The sequence below is a fragment of the Streptomyces sp. 351MFTsu5.1 genome (assembly GCF_000383655.1).
Taxonomy (GTDB): Bacteria; Actinomycetota; Actinomycetes; order Streptomycetales; family Streptomycetaceae; genus Streptomyces; species Streptomyces griseorubiginosus.
Genome location: NZ_KB911804.1, coordinates 32,811 through 53,040, shown reverse-complemented (window position 1 = coordinate 53,040; position 20,230 = coordinate 32,811). Strand labels below are relative to the sequence as shown.

The 20,230-nt window shown below is 70.5% G+C and carries 28 protein-coding genes; 22 read left to right on the top strand and 6 right to left on the bottom strand.

The window, feature by feature from the left end:
• Positions 1-45: 45 nt before the first annotated feature.
• Positions 46-645 carry a TetR/AcrR family transcriptional regulator gene (locus H295_RS0141030; protein ID WP_234021785.1) on the bottom strand — a complete coding sequence of 200 codons (600 nt, stop codon included), beginning with the start codon at positions 643-645 and terminating at the stop codon, positions 46-48.
• Between the two features lie 61 nt (positions 646-706).
• Between H295_RS0141030 and H295_RS0141025 the strand changes: the two genes are divergently transcribed.
• From H295_RS0141025 to H295_RS0141015, 3 genes are all read left to right on the top strand, one after another.
• On the top strand, positions 707-1,537 hold the full coding sequence (locus tag H295_RS0141025; protein ID WP_199788686.1) for a class I SAM-dependent methyltransferase: 831 nt from the start codon (positions 707-709) through the stop codon (positions 1,535-1,537).
• A gap of 190 nt (positions 1,538-1,727) precedes the next feature.
• On the top strand, positions 1,728-1,979 hold the full coding sequence (locus H295_RS44445) for a hypothetical protein (protein ID WP_020141177.1): 252 nt from the start codon (positions 1,728-1,730) through the stop codon (positions 1,977-1,979).
• A 13-nt stretch (positions 1,980-1,992) separates the two neighbouring features.
• Entirely contained in the window at positions 1,993-2,742 is a 750-nt protein-coding gene (locus H295_RS0141015; RefSeq protein ID WP_020141176.1) for a class II glutamine amidotransferase, read from the top strand.
• 30 nt (positions 2,743-2,772) lie between these two features.
• On the opposite strand, the gene H295_RS0141010 is transcribed toward H295_RS0141015, so the two are convergent.
• Together H295_RS0141010 and H295_RS0141005 are read right to left on the bottom strand one after the other, a co-directional pair.
• Positions 2,773-3,414: a GTP cyclohydrolase II gene (locus H295_RS0141010; protein WP_020141175.1), complete on the bottom strand. Its 642-nt coding sequence runs from the start codon at positions 3,412-3,414 to the stop codon at positions 2,773-2,775.
• A gap of 168 nt (positions 3,415-3,582) precedes the next feature.
• Positions 3,583-4,092, bottom strand: coding sequence for a MarR family winged helix-turn-helix transcriptional regulator (locus H295_RS0141005; RefSeq protein ID WP_020141174.1), 510 nt, complete (start codon positions 4,090-4,092; stop codon positions 3,583-3,585).
• Positions 4,093-4,161: 69 nt separating this feature from the next.
• Here H295_RS0141005 and H295_RS0141000 point away from each other — a divergent pair, with 69 nt between their 5' ends.
• Complete coding sequence (locus H295_RS0141000; protein ID WP_020141173.1) at positions 4,162-5,289, top strand: dihydrofolate reductase family protein; 1,128 nt, start codon at positions 4,162-4,164, stop codon at positions 5,287-5,289.
• Between the two features lie 469 nt (positions 5,290-5,758).
• On the opposite strand, the gene H295_RS0140995 is transcribed toward H295_RS0141000, so the two are convergent.
• The 3 genes from H295_RS0140995 to H295_RS44440 all read right to left on the bottom strand — a co-directional run bounded on the left by H295_RS0140995 (position 5,759) and on the right by H295_RS44440 (position 8,152).
• Positions 5,759-7,357: a site-specific integrase gene (locus H295_RS0140995; protein WP_020141172.1), complete on the bottom strand. Its 1,599-nt coding sequence runs from the start codon at positions 7,355-7,357 to the stop codon at positions 5,759-5,761.
• Between the two features lie 5 nt (positions 7,358-7,362).
• A complete protein-coding gene (locus H295_RS0140990; RefSeq protein ID WP_020141171.1) occupies positions 7,363-7,596 on the bottom strand; it encodes a hypothetical protein in 234 nt (77 codons plus the stop codon).
• Positions 7,597-7,753: 157 nt separating this feature from the next.
• Positions 7,754-8,152, bottom strand: a complete 399-nt coding sequence (locus H295_RS44440) for a helix-turn-helix domain-containing protein (RefSeq protein WP_051135702.1) — start codon at positions 8,150-8,152, stop codon at positions 7,754-7,756.
• Between the two features lie 311 nt (positions 8,153-8,463).
• Between H295_RS44440 and H295_RS0140980 the strand changes: the two genes are divergently transcribed.
• The 18 genes from H295_RS0140980 (at position 8,464) to H295_RS0140895 (ending at position 20,184) form a co-directional block, all read left to right on the top strand.
• Positions 8,464-8,760 (top strand): helix-turn-helix domain-containing protein, encoded by a 297-nt coding sequence (locus H295_RS0140980; protein ID WP_158691129.1) that lies wholly within the window; start codon positions 8,464-8,466, stop codon positions 8,758-8,760.
• Positions 8,757-9,077, top strand: coding sequence for a DNA-binding protein (locus tag H295_RS47010; RefSeq protein WP_020141168.1), 321 nt, complete (start codon positions 8,757-8,759; stop codon positions 9,075-9,077). The genes H295_RS0140980 and H295_RS47010 overlap by 4 nt, the downstream gene beginning before the upstream one ends.
• Before the next feature lie 16 nt (positions 9,078-9,093).
• A complete protein-coding gene (locus tag H295_RS47395; RefSeq protein WP_020141167.1) occupies positions 9,094-9,576 on the top strand; it encodes a hypothetical protein in 483 nt (160 codons plus the stop codon).
• The gene (locus tag H295_RS47390; RefSeq protein WP_020141166.1) at positions 9,573-9,806 is read left to right on the top strand and encodes a hypothetical protein; all 234 of its coding nucleotides are present in this window, start codon (positions 9,573-9,575) and stop codon (positions 9,804-9,806) included. The genes H295_RS47395 and H295_RS47390 overlap by 4 nt, the downstream gene beginning before the upstream one ends.
• On the top strand, positions 9,803-12,670 hold the full coding sequence (locus tag H295_RS44925) for a DUF927 domain-containing protein (RefSeq protein WP_020141165.1): 2,868 nt from the start codon (positions 9,803-9,805) through the stop codon (positions 12,668-12,670). Before H295_RS47390 ends, H295_RS44925 begins: the two co-directional genes overlap by 4 nt.
• Positions 12,671-13,008: 338 nt before the next feature.
• A complete protein-coding gene (locus tag H295_RS0140955) occupies positions 13,009-14,616 on the top strand; it encodes a DEAD/DEAH box helicase (RefSeq protein ID WP_020141164.1) in 1,608 nt (535 codons plus the stop codon).
• A gap of 59 nt (positions 14,617-14,675) precedes the next feature.
• Positions 14,676-14,885, top strand: coding sequence for a hypothetical protein (locus H295_RS0140950; protein ID WP_020141163.1), 210 nt, complete (start codon positions 14,676-14,678; stop codon positions 14,883-14,885).
• 59 nt (positions 14,886-14,944) lie between these two features.
• Positions 14,945-15,769 (top strand): hypothetical protein, encoded by an 825-nt coding sequence (locus tag H295_RS0140945; RefSeq protein WP_020141162.1) that lies wholly within the window; start codon positions 14,945-14,947, stop codon positions 15,767-15,769.
• A complete protein-coding gene (locus tag H295_RS0140940) occupies positions 15,766-15,957 on the top strand; it encodes a hypothetical protein (protein ID WP_020141161.1) in 192 nt (63 codons plus the stop codon). The genes H295_RS0140945 and H295_RS0140940 overlap by 4 nt, the downstream gene beginning before the upstream one ends.
• A gap of 31 nt (positions 15,958-15,988) precedes the next feature.
• Positions 15,989-16,552, top strand: coding sequence for a hypothetical protein (locus H295_RS44920; protein ID WP_020141160.1), 564 nt, complete (start codon positions 15,989-15,991; stop codon positions 16,550-16,552).
• Positions 16,553-16,619: 67 nt separating this feature from the next.
• Positions 16,620-16,967, top strand: a complete 348-nt coding sequence (locus H295_RS0140930; RefSeq protein WP_020141159.1) for a hypothetical protein — start codon at positions 16,620-16,622, stop codon at positions 16,965-16,967.
• Positions 16,964-17,206, top strand: a complete 243-nt coding sequence (locus H295_RS0140925) for a hypothetical protein (RefSeq protein ID WP_020141158.1) — start codon at positions 16,964-16,966, stop codon at positions 17,204-17,206. The genes H295_RS0140930 and H295_RS0140925 overlap by 4 nt, the downstream gene beginning before the upstream one ends.
• Positions 17,203-17,817, top strand: a complete 615-nt coding sequence (locus H295_RS0140920; protein ID WP_020141157.1) for a hypothetical protein — start codon at positions 17,203-17,205, stop codon at positions 17,815-17,817. The genes H295_RS0140925 and H295_RS0140920 overlap by 4 nt, the downstream gene beginning before the upstream one ends.
• Before the next feature lie 154 nt (positions 17,818-17,971).
• Positions 17,972-18,349: a hypothetical protein gene (locus H295_RS0140915; RefSeq protein ID WP_020141156.1), complete on the top strand. Its 378-nt coding sequence runs from the start codon at positions 17,972-17,974 to the stop codon at positions 18,347-18,349.
• Positions 18,346-18,555: a hypothetical protein gene (locus tag H295_RS44420; RefSeq protein WP_020141155.1), complete on the top strand. Its 210-nt coding sequence runs from the start codon at positions 18,346-18,348 to the stop codon at positions 18,553-18,555. Before H295_RS0140915 ends, H295_RS44420 begins: the two co-directional genes overlap by 4 nt.
• Positions 18,552-19,691 carry a hypothetical protein gene (locus tag H295_RS44915; RefSeq protein ID WP_051135700.1) on the top strand — a complete coding sequence of 380 codons (1,140 nt, stop codon included), beginning with the start codon at positions 18,552-18,554 and terminating at the stop codon, positions 19,689-19,691. The genes H295_RS44420 and H295_RS44915 overlap by 4 nt, the downstream gene beginning before the upstream one ends.
• The gene (locus H295_RS0140900; RefSeq protein ID WP_020141154.1) at positions 19,688-19,870 is read left to right on the top strand and encodes a hypothetical protein; all 183 of its coding nucleotides are present in this window, start codon (positions 19,688-19,690) and stop codon (positions 19,868-19,870) included. The genes H295_RS44915 and H295_RS0140900 overlap by 4 nt, the downstream gene beginning before the upstream one ends.
• Complete coding sequence (locus tag H295_RS0140895; protein WP_020141153.1) at positions 19,867-20,184, top strand: hypothetical protein; 318 nt, start codon at positions 19,867-19,869, stop codon at positions 20,182-20,184. The genes H295_RS0140900 and H295_RS0140895 overlap by 4 nt, the downstream gene beginning before the upstream one ends.
• The last annotated feature ends 46 nt before the right edge of the window (positions 20,185-20,230 follow it).

Sequence of the window (20,230 nt, the reverse complement as noted above, 5' to 3'; positions counted from 1 at the left end):
GACTCCCGCACGCATTACTGGCGAGGTGCGGCCCGGGCGCTCGGGTCACGGCCGGGGTGGTCGCAGGGCGCCGGCGATGACCGTGGTCACCATCTTGCGGACGGCGGTGGTCTGCGGCGGGGCGCTCGTCCGGTCGGCGAACAGCAGGTGCCCGGCCCCGACGAGGGTGGGGGCGAGCGTGTCGATGTCCGCGTCACCGGCCAGGCGCCCCGACTCCCGCTCGGCGGTGAGGTATGCGGCGATCATCGCGGCGCCCTGCACGGCCAGCGGGATGCCGGTCAGACCGGCCTCGCGCAGCCGGGCGCGGAGGCCGTCGCGGAAGGTGATGAGCGCGACGATCGCCACCGTGACCGGACCGAACAGGTCCTGCAGTGCGTCGGTGAGGTTGTCCACCACGCTCCCGGTCCCGGCGGCCGCGCGCAGAGTCGTGGTCCGGTCCTCGATGCCGCGGACGCGATCGAGGACCAGTTCCGCCAGGAAAGCGTCGAAGTCGGCGAAGTGCCGGTGCAGCACGCCCTTGGCGCAGTTCGCCTCCTCCGTGACGGCCCGGCTGGTCAACGCGTCGGGCCCGTCCCGCAGCAGGACGCGCTCGGCGGCTTCGAACAACTGGCCGCGCACGTTGTGGATGTGCACCCCTGACGGCATCGTCTCCCTTTCCGCGCCGCCGCGCCTTAACAAGTGGGCAACCGCCCATTAATGTGGGCGCATGCCCACTTTATCGCAGGGACAGCCGGACACGCCCGGCCCCGAGCCCCACCGCCACCGGCAGACGGCCGAGTCGTTCGGCGTGGACGCCGAACGCTACGACCGCTCCCGACCGCCGTATCCCCAGGCCCTCGTGGACAGGATCGTCGCGGCAAGCCCCGGCCGGCACGTCCTCGACGTCGGAGCCGGAACCGGCATCGAGGCCCGGCAGTTCCAGGCGGCCGGCTGCACCGTGCTCGGTGTCGAACCCGACGAGCGGATGGCCGCCCTCGCGCGACGCAGCCGCATCGAGGTCGAGGTCGCCAGGTTCGAGGACTGGCAGCCGGCCGGGCGGCAGTTCGACGCGGTCATCGCCGGCACCGCCTGGCACTGGGTGGACCCCGTCGCCGGCGCGGCCAAGGCGGCCCAGGTCCTCCGGCCCGGCGGCCGACTCGCCCCCTTCCACCACGTCCCCCAGCTCCCGGCCGAGGTGATCGACGCCCTGGCCGAAGCACTCCAACGGGTCGCCCCCGATTCCCCGTTCAACCCCGGTCTCCTCAAAGGCTCGGCCGTGGACGCCTACCAGCCGCTGTTCGCGAGAATCGCCGACGGGATCCGGCGGACCGGCAGCTTCAGCGAGCCGGAACAGTGGCGCTTCGCCTGGGAGCGCACCTACTCCCGAGAGGAGTGGCTCGACCAGCTCCCCACCTTCGGCGGCCTCACCCAACTCCCCGCAGACACCATGGCGGAGGTCCTGGACCGCGCCGGGACCGCGATCGACAAGCTCGGCGGCCACGCCACCATGCCCTACACGTCCGTCGTGATCACCGCGACCCGCTCCCCTACGGCCTGACCACGGCAAACGCCGGGTGTCGCCGAGCCTGGGGAGACGGATGAACTCGGCGACAGCGGCCGGAGAGCGGGGAGCGGGGAAAGTTCTCCGGCTCCTTGCACCGGACCTCAGCCCAACGGTCCGTCCCTGTGGGCCGGCCGCCCCCTCGGTCGGCGTAGCGTGACGGTTCTCAGATGAACCAGGAGGGGCCATGACGGCAGCCGAGGAGCGACCGGTGGAGATCGACAAGCGGGACGTCCCGCTCTCCGGGGGCCGGACCCTGCGGGTGACGGAGTTCGCCAACGGCGCCATCCGGCTTGCGGTGCACACGGGTTCGCCGTACGTGATCACGAGCCTGGAGCAGATCGACGGCGGAGCGGTGCTGAAGCTCTCGCCCGGGCGCGAGGGCTCCAACGCGCACCGGAACTGGGTCCGCGACCACAGCGAGGACAGCTCCTCTTAGTACTGTCACGCCCATGTGCCGTCTCCTGGGCGTGGTCACCCGCGCACCCCTTCCGCTTGCCACCTCCCTCGGTGAACTGACCGTGCCCTTCACGGAGTTGGGCCGGGAGCACGGTGACGGGTGGGGGATCGCCGCCTGGCCCGGGGCGGGCGGGGGCAGGCCACGGGTGGTCAAGGGGATCGCCTCGGCCGCCGGGGACTGGCTGTGGGAGCACGCTCTCGCCGGGACGCGCGCCGATGCCGCCGTGCTCCATCTGCGGATGGCGAGCCCCGGGCTGCCCGTCGTGCCGGGCAACACGCATCCGTTCACCGCGGGCGGCCTCGCCTTCGCGCACAACGGCTTCTTCTCGCCGTACGACGCCCTCGACGGGCTCATCGACCCCGGCCTGCTCGCGTCGGCGGGCGGGAGCACCGACTCCGAGCGGTTCTTCCTGCGGGTGCTGACACTGCTGCGGGACAGGGACCCGGTCGACGCGCTCGCCCGGGCCGCCGAGGACATACGGGCCCGCGCGTCCTTCGCGAGCCTGAACTGCCTGCTGCTGACGGACGAGGCGCTGTACGCGTACGCCGACGAGGACCCGGACTCCGAGGTGAGCCGCCGACGCGGGCCCGACTTCTTCCGGCTGCGGTACCGGGCGGACGGCGACCGGGTGGTCGTCGCATCGAGCGGGGTCCCCCAGCCGGACGGGGCCTGGCGGGTGCTGCCGTACCGCCAGGTGCTGGAGATCCGGCGGGACGGCCTGGGCGTACGCGTGCACGCGTGACGGGCGGACGGTGCAGCGGGCCGGTGACGTTCAGCCGACCCCGAGCTCCGTCAACTCCCCCAGCGGCAGCGTGTGCTGGGTCTGGAGGACCTTCGCGCGCAGGTAGCGGACGTTGTGGGCGGTGGTGAACACCCCTGTGGGGACACGGTCGTGGACGCCGATCCCCAGTTCCCTCAACTGGCCCGCCTTGTCGGGGTTGTTGGAGAGCAGGTCGACCTCGCCGATCCCGAGGGCGGTCAGCATCTGCGCGGCCGCCGTGTAGTCCCGGGCGTCCTCGGGCAGGCCCAGCGCGGTGTTGGCGGCGTAGGTGTCGAGACCCTGATCCTGGAGAGCGTACGCGTCGAGCTTGTTGTAGAGACCGATACCGCGGCCCTCCTGGCGGAGGTAGAGCAGCACACCGCCACGCTCGGCTATCCGCTCGACGGCCTCGCGCAGCTGGGGCCCGCAGTCGCAGCGGGCGGAGCCGAAGACGTCTCCGGTCAGGCACTCGGAGTGCAGGCGCACCAGGGGGACGGCACCGGGGGCGGGGTTCCCGAGGACGACGGCGAGGTGTTCCTGGCCGTCGGCCAGGCCGTGGAAGGTGACGAGTTCGGCGTCCACGCGGTAGCCGTCACCGAAGCGCAGCGGGACGCGGACGCGGGAGCGCTGGGTGGCGGCGGGCAGGTCGGTCATGCGGTACTCCGGTCCATAGGCATACCTGCTTCAGATTTGAAGCAGATCTACTGATCGAGACCCTACCCCATGCTTTAAATTTGAAGCAACGGGTTTATGACACGCATCACGCACGGACAGCGGCGCTCTCGGCGCTCACTCGGCCCTCGGTCGGCCCTCACCCGGCCCTCATGAACACGACGGCGACGACCGGCGCCGCCACGGCATCTCCCCGGAGGCGCCCTCCTCCCCCAGGAGCCCCTCGGTCACGCTGGTGAAGATCTCCTCCAGCTGCCGCACCTGCTCCGGGGTGAGCCGGTCGATGAGCGCGGCGCGGACCGTCTCCACATGGCCCGGCGCGGCCCGCTCCAGCACGGCCATACCCTCGTCGGTCAGCACCGCGATGCTGCCGCGCTTGTCCCACTGACAGCTCTCGCGCCGCACGAGCCCGTCCTTCTCCAGCCGGGCGACGGCGTACGTCAGCCGGGGCCGGGTGATCTTCAGCCCCTCGGCGAGATCGGTCATCCGCAGCCGCCGCTCCGGGGTCTCGGAGAGGTTGGCGAGGATGGAGTAGTACAGGTGGGGCATGCCGGCCTCCTGCTGGAGCTGCCGGTCGATGGTGTCCTCCAGGAGGAGCGAGGCGGCGATGTAGGCACGCCAGGCTCGCTGCTCGTCGGGGCTGAGCCAGCGGGTCGTCATGCCACCAGTGTAGGTTTGCTTCAAACTTGAACCAAGCCCCGCCATCCTTTTCCGAGAGGGACCGCGCCGATGCCCCACCCCCACGTCCTCCTCTCCGCCGCGGTCTCCCTCGACGGCTACCTGGACGACACCGGCCCCGACCGGCTCCTTCTCTCCAGCCCGGCCGACTTCGACCGCGTCGACGAGGTCCGCGCCTCCGTGGACGCGATCCTCATCGGCGCCGGCACGATCCGCGCCGACAACCCCCGACTGCTGGTCAACTCCGAGGCCCGCCGGGCCGCCCGGGTCGCCGCCGGGAAGCCGCCGTACCCCCTGAAGGTGACGGTCAGCGGCTCGGGCGAGCTGGACCCCGCGGCGAACTTCTGGCACACGGGCGGCGAGAAGGTCGTCTACACGACGGACAAGGGCGCGGACCGGGCCCGCGAGCTGGGCCTGGCGGCCGACGTGGTCGCCCTCGGCCCGGCGCTGGACTGGCGCCGCCTGCTGGAGCATCTGCACGCGGTGCACGGCGTCGAACGGCTCATGGTCGAGGGCGGCGGCCGCATCCACACCCAGCTCCTCCAGCAGGGCCTGGCGGACGAGGTGCAGCTCGTGCTGGCCCCGCTGTTCGTCGGCGACCCGGATGCCCCGCGGCTGTTCGGCCCGGGCGGCTACCAGGGCGGCCGGCTGCGGCTGGTGGAGACCCGCCGTATCGAGGACGTGGTCCTGATGCGCTACGAACCCACGGCACCCGGCACGGCCTCGACCCCGGCCGCCGCGGACCACTACTGGCTGGCGCTGGCCTGCGAACTCGCCGCCCAGTGCCCGCCGTCCCGCACGGCGTTCAGCGTGGGAGCGGTGGTGGTGGCCGCCGACGGCACGGAGCTGGCCCGCGGCCACTCCCGGGAGTCCGGCGACCCGGTCGTGCACGCGGAGGAGGCGGCCCTCGCGAAGATCGCCCCGGACGACCCCCGGCTGCCGTCCGCCACGGTCTACACGAGCCTGGAGCCCTGCACCCACCGCGCCTCCCGCCCGGCCCCCTGCGCCCGGCTGATCCTGGACGCGGGGGTACGGCGGGTGGTGACGGCGTGGCGGGAGCCGGACACGTTCGTGACGGGGGCGGACGGAACCGGCCTGCTCACCGGGCAGGGGGTCGACGTGGTGGTCCTGAGCGAGCACGAGGACCACGCGAAGACCCCGAACCGGCACCTGCTCTGACGGCGGGGAGCGGCGGCCGGTCCCCCGCGAAAAGCACACAGCGCCCGACCCGACCGAAGCCGACTCAGGCGCTGCACGGCAGCTCGGAGGTGTTGCCCCCGTCTGCAACCCGTAGGCCCTGTGGGACTCGAACCCACAACCAATGGATTAAAAGTCTGATGAGTGCCCATCGCGCCATGTACCGCGCTGTACCGAGTCGTGACGCTGATCGCCGTTAAGCCCAGCTCAGCCGCCTTTTCCGGGCGTCCCACGATGACTCTTCACCGTGCCTCGTACCGTCCCGTACCGCAAAGCAATGTGGCTTCCGGGCCAGCAGCGGGCCAGCAAGAAGGGCCCCCAACCCGCAGGTCGGAGGCCCTTTCTCTGTCCCTCGATTCTACGCCGCAGCGGGGGCGTTGTCAGTGCTGGCGCGTAGCGTGAAGACGTTCATCATCCGCGCTGTTGGCTGCGGCGCTGCTGCTGAAGGCCCCTACTCCGGAACAGCGTCCGGGGTGGGGGCCTTGGCTTCGCCTCGCCGAGCGCGCGGCACTGCGGCGGCCGCCTTCTCCGTCAGCTCCTGCTCGTACTCCGTGAACAGTTCGAGGTACGTGTCCGCGGTCAGGGTGATGGTCGAATGGCGCAGCTTCACCTTGGCGTCATGCACGTCTCCGCCGCCGGCCTTCACGAGCGCGGCCGCGCCGTGGCGCAGGTCCCGGAGGTTGATCGGAGGCAGGTTTGCGGCCTCGACGATCCGCTTGAACTCCTTGCTGACGACGTCGGGGTGGAGCCAGCTCCCATCCTCCGCCGCGAAGATCTTGCCGGTGTCGACCCAGTCCGCCGTCTGCTTGCCGGACGCTCGCTCCTCGGCGGCCCTGGCGTTCCAGGCGTCCCGCTCCTGTAGTTGGCGAGCACGGTGCTCCTTGAGGACCGTCACCGTCCCTCGGTCGATCATCACGGAGGACATCGAAGAGTCCGTCTTGGGCGCAGTCTCGATGACCTCCCAGCCGTCGACGACGAGTTCGGTCAGCACGTCAAGGCGGGGCTGCGCAGAGTCGAGGTGAGCGTTCGCCCAGTCCGCGCCGACAGCTTCTCCGCGGCGCAGGCCGTGGTGCGAGATGACGTGAAAGGCTGCGTACAACCTGCTGCTCTCGGCCTCGTCGAGGAATGCGCCGAGCTGGACGGGCGTCCAGACCATGACGGGTGACGGCTGCTTGCCTGTCTCTCGCCATCGGGCCACTCGTTCGTCGGTCCACAGGAGGCCCTTGGGGCGGGCGCTTGAGCCGAGTTCGACGTGGGCAGCTGCGTTGAACGTGATGAGTTGTTCGGCGATCGCCTTGTTGAGGGCGGCCCGCAGGGTGCGCCGGATCGCGTGCCGCGTCGCCACGGTGTTCGTCTTCCGGTAGGGCTTCATCTCGGCGAGCTTCGCGCGCTCGGCGTCGAGCCTCGGCCGTTCCTTGGCCGGCGGTCGCCCGGGCTTCGACCACTTGCAGCGTGCTTCCTGCTCGCGTCGGGCCTCGTTCTCTGCCCGGATCACGTCGCTCTCGTCGGCGATCGCGTCGAACATCTCCTGGACGTGCCCGACGCCGAGCCGGTCCAGGCGTAGGTGTCCGATGCGCGGCTTCAGGTGCACGCGGATGTGGGAGGCATACCCGTTGTTCGTGGTGGCGCGCGTCTTCTTGTTCGACATCCAGCGGTCGAGCCATTCGGCGACCGTCGCCTTGCCGTCGAGTGGGACGCCGACGCCGAGGCGTCGTTGGACTTCTGCTGGTTCGGGGATGTCGGCGCGTCGCTTCGAAATGTCAGCGAGCAAATCCCCGACCCTGCGCTGTTCGTCTTCGTCGTCTCCGGGGAGGTCAAGGATGGCCTGTAGGCGGGAGAGGTCGCCCTGGGCCTCCGTGACACTTCCGTACCCGGTTCGCCGGAAGGTCCGGCGCTTGCCTTCGGCGTCCAGCGGGAGTTCCTGGCGGACTCCGTAGGCACCGTGGTTCTTGCGCTTCAGCTTGGGACACGCGTTCCCAAGCAGCTTGCCGTCGTCACCGCGGCACTCGCAGCGTCGGTAGATGCTCCCTGCACGGCGGGCTGACGGCATTCGGGTTACTCCTCTCGCCCCGGGTCCGGAGGCTTCTCAGTGTGGCCGAGGTGGGCCAGGCCGACCCCTAGAACAAACTCTGCGGTCTGATTCAGGCCATCGAGCATTTCCTGGGTCATCGCTCCGCGTCTGATGGCGAAGGCAAGGCCGTACGGGGTCTTGATCGGTACGATCACCTCCCCGTCCGGCAGGTCGTCACTGAAGAAATACCAAGCGGTTGGCGACTGTGGTGACTCCACGCAGCCTCCCCCATCTCCCGCACGCGCGTTCGAATTGCGGCTTGGACCAGCACCCTTCCTTCTAATGGGTGTCCGCACATGATCGCACCACGGGCCTCAGAGGTCTACAGGCTGCTCGCGCTCATCACTGACAGTGATTCATGGGGGAACGCTTGACTCATTGCTCATCACTCGAATGCGGGGGAACCAGCGTGTCAATGAGGCGCAGTAGCTTGTCCCGCTGATCCGGAGGCAGCTGATCGAGCTTCCGCACGTAAGCGACCGCCTCCCCCGTTCCGGAGCGCAGCGGATCAACGCCGTGGAACTGGGCGCCGGCCGCATCCTGGAGGCGCTCGATGGGCAATCGTGCGGCAGCAGCGAGGGCGGCGAGCTCTTCGAAAACGGGTGGCGTGATCTTTTCCCCACGCTCCAGGCGATAGATCCACCCGCGTGTCACCCTCGTGCCACTCTCGGGGTCGACGGCCCGCGGAGCGAACGTATCGAGCGACTCGCCGAGCTCGGCGCGGCGCTCGCGAATGAGGTCCCCCAGCTGGGTTCTGCGTTCAGGGCCGCTCATGTCCTCACCTGGGTTTCCATCCTTAGCCGCCATGGGGCTCATCCTGCCACTCCTGTGCTCTAAGGGATCAAGGGCTGTTCAGGATCTGTGTACGCCTTGCGGAGGTACGGGCAGGTCGATTGCGCGGTTCATTCAACTGACAGAACGGATTGTTCAGCAGGTTGAGCGATACCGCTAGGTGGCACTGAGTCATTGACTGACTACCGGCGCACCACCCTGCTCATTCAACGTGCTAGACAAACCGTTCAACCCATGGAATGCTCACAGCCACCCCATTCAACTCGTTGAATGATCTGTACTACGAGGTGAACGTGAGCATCGAAAACACTGCACCCGCGCCGACCATGTACGCGGTCGAAAGCCCTGACCGGCTCAAGCTCCTGATGGAGCGCACGGGCACCGGCAGCCCGATCACAAGCCGCGGACTCGCCGAGGCGGCCGGTGTCGCCCACGGCACCATCGGCGCGCTGATGGCGGGGACCCAGCGCGTCGTGCCGGAGCCCAAGGCCAAGGCCATCGCCGGTGTCCTCGGCATCGACCTGCTGGTGCTCTTCGTCCCGATGGAGCGCGCCGGCCGCGCCCTCATCCCCGCACAGGCGGGCACATGAGCACCGCCGCCGCACTCACTCCGGACGAGGTCCGCGCGCTCCCGGCGATGGTCGGTTCGAAGCAGGCGTTCGCCGCTCTCGCGATCGGCGAAACCCTCGGCTATGAGCTGATCGAGGCCGACGAGTTCCCCGTCAAGGTCATCCGCCTCGGCCGAACTTTCCGCTTCCGCAAGGCCGACCTGCTCGCCTTCCTCGGACTCTCCGAGACCGCTGCTGCCGAGGTCCAGTCGCCAGCAGCCCCCCAGAACGACGGCGCTCCCGAGGTCCAGTCGGGAGCGCCGTCCGAGCAGTCCGCACCCACCAGCGCCAGCAAGTAGAGAACGGGGTCCGCTCATGGCTGAGCTTCCCACGGCCACCGCGCCGTCGACCACGCCCGACGTCACCCGCGCCCTCCGCCAGATCGAGGCCGCGAAGCTGGGCGTCACCGAGGACGTCGCCGAGTGCCTCGACGCCATCGGGGACCTGATCCGTATCACCGGAGCTCCGGCCAGCATCCTCGCCTGGGCTCACCACACGCTGAGCCGCGAGACCCTCCGGCAGTACGCCGCGCAGCAGCACATCAAGCTGCACGAGTCGCGCGCCACCGACGAGGAACAGCTGGCCCGAGTGGTCGTCATCTGGGCGGCCGACAGCGATGGCCTCGCCATCCTCCCCGGCGGTCAGAACCCTGCGACTTCCCTCCTCCAGCTTCGTGAGGAGGTCGCTCAGCGCCAGGAAGACCAGCAGCGGGCGGCCGACTTCCAGGCATCGGTCGCGGCCGGTCACGTCGAGGACGTCGACAGCTGGCACGCGCGCGTCGCCCAGGCGGCACAGTGACCGCCGGCCTGGCGCGGGCCCGGGACACCCCGGGCCGCGCGCCCTCCCCCCAGCCGTTCGACGGCCTGCTGGTCGCCGACACCGAGAACGTCCGCGCTCGCTACGAGTGCTACCGCCCCGGCTGCCCCCAGCGCCGCGAAGGACCGGTCTTTGGATCGGCCGCTGTGCAGGCGTTCGTCGCCGAGATCAAGAGCCAGCACCTGGCCGCGTACCACGGGGAGAAGCGTTGACCGACTCACAGACCCCGGATCTCCGGGCGGCAGCCAGAGAGCTGCACGACGCAGGCCTGTGCGTGCTGCCGGTTCGAGCCGACGGCACAAAGGCGCCGGACGTCCGCAGCTGGATCCAGTACAAGGTCAATCGCTCCACCCCTGAAGAGCACGACCGGTGGTTCGGCGACGGCCAGCGCAGCGGCATCGGTGTCGTAACCGGGGCCGTCTCCGGGAACGTCGAGCTCATCGAGTTCGAGGGCCTCGCGGTCAAGGAGGGGATCCTCGACGCCGTCACCGAGCTCGCCAACGACAGTGGTCTCGGAGACCTCTGGCGGGCCGTCACGACCGGATGGGCCGACCAGTCACCTTCCGGTGGCGTGCACTACAAGGTGGTCGTCAAGGGCAGGCCCGCTGCTGCGAACAAGAAGCTGGCTCGGCGCCTCGCCCGCGAAGACGAGTACACAGCGGCAGAGCGGCAACGCGTCGCCGAGAAGCCTGGCACGAAGATCGTGCGGGTTCTGATCGAGACGCGGGGCGAGGGCGGATTCGTCGTCATCGCTCCGTCGCACGGGTCCACACACTCCAGCGGCAAGCCGTACGTCCGGCTCGCAGGTGGCCCTACGACCATGGCCGTCGTCGAGCCGGAGGACCTCGATGCGGTCTACGCCCTGTGCCAGGCATTCGACGCGATGCCCCTGGAAGAGGCCCCGAAGACGGCACCGCGGCCCGCGCCGGCCCGCCCCGACGGTTCCCTCCGTCCGGGTGACGACTTCGAGGCCCGAGCAGACTGGGCGGACATCCTGCGGAGTGTCTTCCGGCCCCTGAACACCCGGGGCAGCGAGACCTACTGGGGGTGGGCCGACGGCGTCGGTGGCGTGAAGGCGACGACCGGGAAGGACGAGCACGACCGACTCTTCGTCTTCGCCACCGGCAGTGAGTTCCAGAGCGAGGTCCCCTACTCGAAGTTCGGCGCGTACGCGCTGCTCAACCACGGCGGCGACCACAAGGCCGCTGCACGAGAGCTGGCCCGCCAGGGCTACGGCAGCCGCCGCCTCGCCCCACTCGGTGCGCCCCTCGCCGCGCCCGCCCCGGGCCCGGCCCCGACGCCTGAGCCCGAGCCCGCCGAGGACGAGCACGCCAGGGCACACGACGAGCGGACGCGCCAGGAGGACGCGCCCAGCGACTCGGAGGGCTTCGACTACGCCGACACGTTCGGCCTCCCGCCCACCGTCCGCACGCCGTACGACTACCGGGTCACGAACCGCGGTGTCGAGGTGCTCAGCACCAGCGGCGAGAACTGGCTGCGCGTGACGTTCGCTCCCCTCGTCATCACCGCGACCTTCGAGGACCCCGAGGGCGACCAGTACGTAGAACTGAGCTGGATCGACCGCAGCCTCGGGCGGCCACGCCTGATCTCCCGCATCGTCTCCCGCGAGACCGCGAAGCGCGGCCGGAAGTTGATCGAGACGCTCGGCAGTGCCGGACTCCCGGCCGTGGAGGGGGACGCGCGCGCTGTCGAGAAGTGGCTCGCCGAGTTCGAGGCCCGCAACGTCGGTCGCATCCCGTCCGAGCAGCTGGCCCGGTGGCTGGGCTGGCAGGACGACGGCACGTTCGTCTCCTCCCCCGAGGACGGCATCAAGGTCGACGTGCCGTTCGAGGAGCAGCGCGGCCCGGCCCGCGCGCACGCCAGGAAAGGGACTCTGGAGGACTGGCAGGCGACCGTCGCCCACCTGGCCGGCTTCCCCGTGCCGCGCATCGCCGTCGCTGCCGCGCTCGCCGCGCCGCTGCTGAAGCCCCTGGGCCTGAACTCCTTCACCCTCGACATCAGCAGCCGGTCCACCAAGGGCAAGACCACCGCGCTCCAGTGCGCGCTGTCGGTGTGGGCCGACCCCTCCGAGCACGCCTCGGCGATGAGCAACTGGCGCACCACGCTGTACGCGATCGAGAAGCGGCTCAACCTGGTGCGCGGCATTGTCACCGTCTTCGACGAGACGATGGCGGTCACGGACGACACCCTCATTGACGAGGTGCTGTACCAGCTCCCGATGAACCACGGGAAGGCCAGGTCCGGCGGGGCGTTCGGCAACATGCTGCCCTGGGAGACCATCCTCCTGTCCTCCGGCGAGCGGCCGGCGCTTTCCTTCACGACCAGCCAGGGCGCGGCGGCCCGCATCCTCGGGACGACGGTCGCCCCGTTCGGCGACAACGGTGGCCCGGCAGCTGCGGCGGCCCGCGACGGCGTCCTCGCCAACCACGGGCACGCGGGCCCCGAGTTCATCCAGTACATCCTCAGCGGCCTCGCCCAGCCGAACGGGCGGGAGGCCCTGAAGCAACGTCACCGCGCGCTCGTGGACGAGTTCCGCGGCGCCAGCGACATGACGAACCGCCGAGCGCCCATGGTCGCCGCACTCGTGCTCGCCGAGACGCTGGCGTGCGGCATCGGGCTCCTGCCGTACGAGCCTCTTCCGCACGACACCTGGCGCGGCCTGTTCACTGCCCACAACCCCACCGACAACCGCCCAGAGATGGCCCTGGACGTGCTGCGCGAGTACATCGCGGGCCACTCCCATGAGCTGTTCACCGCGACGCGTGCGGCCATGAACGAGAAGCCTCCGTACTCCGGTTGGCTCGGCGCCCTCACCACCAAGGACGGCGTGACCGAGGTGGCGCTGCTGCCCGAGCGCGTCCGCAAGATCCTGGCGGAGGCCGACTACTCGCTGGACGCCGTCGTGGGCAGCTGGGTGGACGCCGGCTACCTGAAGACGCTGAAGAGCCAGCGTCCGGCGCACCTCGTGCCGCGTCGCTTCGACGGCACGCGCGCGAAGTGCCTCGCCTTCACCCCCGAAGGCATCCCGTACGGGGACGCGGACGAGGCGGCATGAGCGCCGTCACGAAGGTGGTACGCACGATGTGCGTACCACCCGGCCGCCCCTATATCCGCAGGTCAGGCGCCCTTCAGAGTCGCCTCGCGGGCCGGTACGCAGCCGCCCGGAAATGGCACCCCTCGGGGGTGTGCGTGTGTGCGCGTGCCCGCGTGTGTGCGTGCGTGCGGGCGCACACACGTGGACCCCTATGTGTTTCTGCGTACCTGCGTACCTCTTGCTCTAGAGAGAGACATAAGAGCAGGTCAGAGCAGCTTTTTGCCCGGTACGCAGCCGGTACGCAGCCGGTACGCACCGCGTACCGCCCCTCTCCCTCCACCACCGAATCGAGGTGACCCATGTCCTTCACCCCCCGCCCCTACCAGGTCGAGGCCATCGAGGCTCTGCACAAGGGATGGAGCTCCGGCCAGAACCGCCTTGCCGTCGTCCTGCCGACCGGCGCCGGTAAGACCGTGGTTTTCTCCCACCTGGCCCACGGCATGCTCGAGAGTCTCGGCGGCCGCCGCGCGCTCGTCATCGCCCACCGCGAAGAGCTGATCGAGCAGGCCGCTTCCAAGCTGCTCGCCGTCGACCCCATGCTGCGGGTCGGCATCGTCAAGGCTCAGCGCGACGACCACCACGACGCCGACGTGATCGTGGCCAGCATCCAGACCCTGGCCGTCCCGAAGCGCCGCGAGGCCATCCGCGACATCGGCCTGATCATCGTGGACGAGTGCCACCACGCCGCCGCCCGCACCTATATGGAGGTCCTCCAGCACTTCGGGGCCTGGGACGGCGTACCGACGGCCGGCTTCACCGCGACCATGACCCGCACCGACGGCGGCCTGGCCGAGGTGTGGCAGGACGTCGTCTTCCGCCTCGACATCCTCGACATGATCAGCGACGGCTACCTGTGCGACGTTCGAGGCAAGGCCATCACCGTCGACACCCTCGACCTCAACAAGGTGCGCACCCGCGGCGGCGACCTCGTCGAGGGCCAGCTCGGCAAGGCGCTGGAGGACTCCGGCGCGCTGGACGCCATCGCCAAGGCGTACGTCGACCACGCGGGCGACCGCCCGGGCGTCGTCTTCACGCCGACCGTGGCGACTGCTCAGGGCGCTGCCGCCTCACTGCGTGCCGTCGGCATCAAGGCAGCCCCGGTCTGGGGCGACATGGGACGTGACGAGCGCCGTGCGACGCTCGCCCAGTACGTGGCGGGTGAGGTCCAGGTGCTCACCAACTGCATGGTGCTCACCGAGGGGTTCGACGCCCCGCACACCTCCTGCATCGTCGTTGCCCGGCCAACGAAGAGCCCGGGCCTGTACGTGCAGATGGTCGGCCGTGGCCTGCGTCCGGCCCCCGGGAAGCGGGACGCCCTGCTGCTTGACGTCATGGGCGCGGCGAGCCGTCACAAGCTCGCGAGCATGGTCGACCTCACCGAGCGGGAGATCGGCGAGGCCTCGGAAGGCAAGAGCCTGCGGGAGGTCGCCGAGGAGCACGTGGCCTCCGAGAAGCGCCGCGCCCTGGCCGCCCAGGTGCAGGCGGAGGAGATCAGCCTGTTCGGCGGCTCGTCCATCTGCTGGCTGCGGACGCCGGCGGGGACCTGGTTCATCCGGGTCTCGAACTCGATGACGCTGTTCCTCGCGCGGGACCCGGGGACGCGGCTGTACCGGATGCGCCGCTGGACGGCGCAGGACGGCGTGCAGCCGCCCCGTGAGGACGTCGCCCGCCCGCTCGACGAGGCCCTGGCCTGGCTGGAGCAGCAGGCCCGGCAGCTGGCGCCGGGGGCGTTCGTCGACCGACGAGCGCGCTGGCGAGCAGGCAAGCCGAGCCCGAAGCAGCTGGGCCTCTGCCGCCGCCGAGGCATCGCGATCCCTCGGCAGGCCACTGCGGGCGAGGTCGCCGACCTGATCGACATCGCGCACGTGACGTCGGTCCTCGACTCCCTGCTTCCCGCCGCTGCGTAGCGGCCTGGGCCTGTCGCTATCAGGCCTGGGTCTCCACCCAACCCCACCACGGAGGAATCGTGACCTCTCTCAAGCCCAAGCCCTCGACGGAGGCCGAGCGCATCGAGACTGCGCTGCGCTTGTTGGAAGCCGTCCACCGGTGCCGAGGCCTCGGCTGGCGCACCGTCACCGTCGACCGCCTCGTCCGCGTCGCGAACGGCGACGACAAGGCCATGCCGCCGGACCCGGCCACCGCCCCGAGGTCTGCGCGCGGCACCTACCACGCGTGACGGTCCGGGCCTGTCGCTATCAGGCCCGGACCTCCACCCATCACATCACGGAGGAATCTATGAATGACCAGCCCACCCCCGCCGAGCAGCTCGGACACCACAGCATCGCGGAGACCAGTGCGGCCTACGAGCTGCGCGACACCGACCGGCAGTTCCTGACCTACGCGCTCGAACTGGCCGCCGAGCAGATGGCTTCGCGCGGCAACGAGTTCGGCGACGACGACACCGCAGCACTCGAGAAGCTTCGACGCCTGGCCGCCAAGGCGCAGCCTCGGCCCGAGCGCGGAGAACTCTGGTCGCTCCTCGACTGGACGTTCTGGGGCAGCGGCATGGGCGACGTCTTCCGCGAGCCTCTCGCTGACACCATGCTCGCCGCCATCACCCCTGAGCAGCGCGAGCAGGCCGAGCAACTCATGGAGGCCTGGCACGCCAGCGGCCGGAAGCCCCTCGGGCGTCGCCGGTACGAGGAACTGTCCGCCGAGCTGAAAGAGGCCCGTGACGAACTCGCGGAGGTGAAAGCCAGCCACGACCCGCGCCTGCGCTGCCTGCTCGTCAAGCCCGACCGTGACAAGGACATGTACGTGGGCTGGTCGAACGTGTGCGAGATGCCTGCCGGTGTCTGGTCGCGTGAGACAGCCATCGAGTACGGATTCCCCACCTCCCGCCTCGACCGGGCCGACAAGAACGGCAGTAGTGACCTCAGCTGTGGCGACGGCCACTGGGACGACCCAGGGTTCGTCGCCGAACAGCTCGGCTGGCTGCGGCGGGATCGCCTCGCTGACTACGCGGTGGAGTACCTGAGCGGCGACCGCCAGGCCGCGTACGCGCTGCTGGAACCGTTCGAGGGCGAGACCGAAGTACGTCGACCTGGGGACACGGGATGACCGCCGTCGAGTGGCTTCTCTGGGGCGCCCTTGCCGGCCTCGTCTTCTGGGCTTACCAGGCCTTCGACCTCGCCCGGCTCGTCGCCCGCGAGCGGCAGAAGCCGAAGCCCACTCCCACCCCGCCGCACTGGGCCCGTACGGGCCACCTCCCGCCCGCCCCGAAGCACGGGCGCCACGCCCGCCGCTGACCCCAACCCGACACCACCACCGGAGGAACCCATGAGCTACCCGAAGCTCTTCACCACGCCCGGCCTCGGCGCTCTCGCTGAGGAGATCGACGCCGAGCGACAGGCGCAGCTGGCCAAGTGGGGCGTCCAGCTCCACCCGATCATCGACCCGCGCGACATCCCCGAAGCGACGCACCCGTACTACGCCGGCCGAGCCGACATCTGGCGGGAGGTCAACGCCGAGCGCGCCACCCCGAGTCGGGCCGTGGGCCGCTGCACCGGCCACCCCGACGGCGACCACACCCACACCGCATGGGACGGGATCTTGCTGGAGGAGGTCTACGAGGCGCTCGCCGAGTCCGACCCGGCCAAGCGACGTGTCGAGCTGGTGCAGGTGATGGCCGTGTGCGCGGCGATCATCGCGGCCGACGAGGCACAGCAGGGCCAGGAGCAGCAGGCCGCCGAATCCTGCGGGAAGTGCCGGACGCCCTTCGACCCCGCCGACACCCGCTTCGACGGGCACGCCCGCTACGCCGAGACGCCGTACTGCCGCCGCTGCGTCGACTTCTGCCACGACACGGAGATCGCTGACCACCGGTGCGTGATCTGCGCGTGAGCAGCAGGACGGCCGCCCCGGGACCTAGCCGGGGCGGCCTCCCACCCATCACACCACGGGAGGACTCATGACCCGCTTCGCCAAGGTGCTGTGCGTCATCTACGGCGCCACCGCTCTCTTCCTCGCCTGGGCCGCCGTTCAGTCCGGCATGGCCAACTCGCCTTGGATCGCGGTGCTGTTCGCCGCCGCCTCGATCGTCCCGATCATCGCCTGGCTGCGCGAAGCCGAGTTTGTCGACAAAGAGGCGGAGGCCCTCGCGAGCTCGGAGCGCGCTGCACGCGTACGCGAGAACGAGGAACGGCGAGCCATCAGGGAGGCCGCCGACGCTCTACAGCACGTGTGCTGTGAGCGCTGGTGGACCAGCCTCGGCATCGACCACGACCCGACCTGTGCGAAGCAGCGGAGGTCCGCATGACGAGCCGACGACACACCGCCGACAGCATCACCGACGACGACCTGGACGCCCTGTACGAGAACGCGAACAAGGGCTGGCGCCGCGGGGACGAGTGGAAGGAGCGGGCCCTGGCCGCCGAGGCCGCCGTCGAGCGGGCCAGCCGGCTCGCCCGCAGATGGGCCATCCTCCGCGCCTACGGAGGCGCCGCGGTCGAGCTGCGCAAGGCCCTCGCCGAGCCCAAGGAGAGCACGAACAAGTGACCTGCGAACTGTGCGGCAACGCAGCCAGCGGCTACCTGTGCAACCGGCACCGGGAGCAGCTGGCCGCGCGGCTGCTCGAACTCCCCGCCCTGTACCGCGAGGTCGGCGAGTGCCTCGTGCCGCGCCGGACCGGGTGGGGCGACATCGTCGCGACCAAAGCCTCGGCCGGCCCGCGCTCCCCCGTCGACGAGGACGTGATCGACACGGTGAACTGGGCCCGGGCGACAGAGGTGATCCACAGGTGGCGGGCGGACGTCCGACGGCTGCGCTGGCCCCACCGCGGGGCCGTGCCGCCCGCCCGGCTGGACGCCGACTGCCGATGGCTCGCCCAGGAACTGGACTGGATCGTCGCGCAGTACCCGGCGGCCGGCGACCTCGCCCGCGAGGTGGCTGACCTGAACAGCCAGGTCCGCTCGATCGTCGGGGACCCGGAGCCGCGGCTACAGCGGATCGGCTACTGCGTCGCGCTGGTCGGCGAGGGCGTGGTGTGCGGGGCGGTGATCTGGCGGCTGCCGGGTGAGACGCGGCTGATGTGCCGGTGGTGCGGGTCGGCGTACGGGCCGGAGGACTACCTGATGCTGCACCACTTCCAACCTGCTGATTCGCGATGATGCGCGCGCATCGCATTCAATAGCTTGAACAAATCGTTCAGTGTGTGGAATGCTGGAGTACGACGAAAGGCCGGGCAGCAGCTCGGGGGTTGCAGCCCCCGGCGCGCGCACCGCCCGGCCCTTCACCGAACACCTGATCAGACCAGGAGTCGGCATGACCGATCATTTCGCGCGCCCCCGTCGGGCCGCAACTTCCGCCCAGGCAGCTCGCATTGCCGAGCTGCACGCCCTCTGCGACCAGGACTACGCCAAGGGCGAGCTTCAGCGAGCCGCCGCCCAGCTCTCGCCCTACGTTCCGTCCGCCCCGTTCTGGCCCGCCCCCGAGCCGAGCGACCTCGCCGTCGCCATCCGGGTCGCCCAGCAGATGCTCGTCAGCGACGACGTCCTGAAGGTGCGCGAGGCCCTGCGCCTCCTGCTCCGCTCCCTCGACGCCGAGCCGATCAGTGAGGAAGAGGCCGTCCGCCGCTCCGTCGACCGCGCCTTCCCCGTAGTGGCCGCGTTCCTCGCCACCGAACGGGGTGCGGACCAGTGACCGCGACGCCTCTGCGCACGTACGACTACGGCGACCCGACCCCGCTCGACATGGCCACCGAACTCCGCATGGCCGCCGAGACCCTGGCCGAGACCGCGACCGCCGACATCCACGACGACTCGGACATGATCAGGTCCGCGGTGGCCCTGCGGATGCGTCTGCGCAGCCTCGCCGCCGCCGTGGAAGCCCAGCGAGGTGGCCAGTGAGCACCCGCGAACTCACCACGGGGCAGACCGCCGTACTCGCCACCGCCGCCGTCGCCATGACGGTCGTCGGAGGCGTCGGCGCCTGGGGCACCTACACCAACGCCGTCTCCGAGTTCCACCGCCAGGCCACCGCCGCCGGCGTCGTCGCCGCCGGAGAGGGCCTGACCCTCATCCTCGCCCTGATCATGCTGGGCAGGACCATGCTCGGGCAGTCCTCCCCGGCCGTCGTCCGCGCCGGCATGTGGATCGCCCCCGTCTCCGCCAGCGGCATCGGCCTGGCGATCGCCACCAGCGCCCGCGAGGCCGCGGTGTACGCGGTCACCCCACTCGCCATGTCCGGTGCAGCCGAGGGCCTCGGATTCATCGCTCGGTCCGTCGTCGTCTACACCACCGGCCGGGACGCCGAGGCCGACCGCCGCAACGCCCACACCGTGCAGCAACTCGCCTTCCAGCAGGCACTGTCCACCGGCCACCCGGACGACGACAAGAAGGAGGCAGCGGTCCGGAAGGCGTGGAAGCTGATCGGGAAGGTCGGCGTCGGCGACCAGCAGCTCGGCGGTGACCTGGTCGACGTGTCCCGCGAGAAGCTCACCCTCGGCGCCAGCCACGCGCTCGGGCAGATGCTCGCCCTCCCGCAGGCTGATGCGCGACCCGCAGCACCCGCCCCCCGGTCGGCATCCGCGACCGACGTACTCCGAGCCCGGTTCGCCACCATGGACCCGGCCGCCGCGATCCGCCTCGCTCACGAGGCGCGACCTGATGCGCCGCCCGCCGAGATCGCCACCATGCTCGGGACGTACGGCGTACCGGTGGACCCCGTAGCGGTCGCTCTCGTCCTTGGCACCCGCCCCGCAGAGTACGAGGTGCATCGCGGTGATACGGGTGATGCGCCGCAGGTCAACGCGCTTCCCGCCGTGAACTTGCAGGGCGCCGTCGAGGAAGCCGCATCGATCCTCGGGCCGGACGCCAAGGCCAAGGAGATCGCCGAGCACCTGGCCCGCCGCCGCCGTCTCTTGGTCGACGAGCCCTACATCCGCGCCGCCCTGTCCCGGGCCGCGAAGAAGGCACCGCCCGCCCCGCAGCCGCAGCCTGATGCGCTGGCGAAGCGCGACGAGGGCAACGGAGGCTACGCATGATCACGCGCATCCTCTTCGGTGCCGCCCTCGGCCTGTTCCTGCTCGCCTTCCCGGCCGCGCCGTCCGTCGTGCTCGCTGGGACGGTCGCGCTGATGTCCCAGCCCCCCGCCCTGGTCGCCGCGGCCGGCATCATCCTGTGGCCGCGCATCAGCCGCCGCGTCCGGAGGTGGGCCCGATGAGCGACGCCCTCGACAAGGCGGAGGCCGCCGTCACCGAGGCCTCGGCGAACACCGCCGCCGTACAGATCGCGCTCGCCGCCGTCGAGCTGGCCAAGACCGCCCAGAACCAGCAGCCCCCGGCGCCCGCTCCCGTGCCCGCCCGGCGACCCGTCGGCCTGTACGTGGCCGCCGGGATCGGCGGAGCGGTCGCGCTGACCTTCCTCGCCATGGCGGCAGCCCTGCTGGCCGTGGCCGTCGCGGTCGGCGGGACCTGCGCCACCGTCTGCCTGCTCGTCCTGCGGTCCATGTGGGCCGACTTCCAGAAGGGCCGCTGACCAGCCCTTCCGTCCCCCGCGACACCGTGCGTGGGGGCGCGGTGGG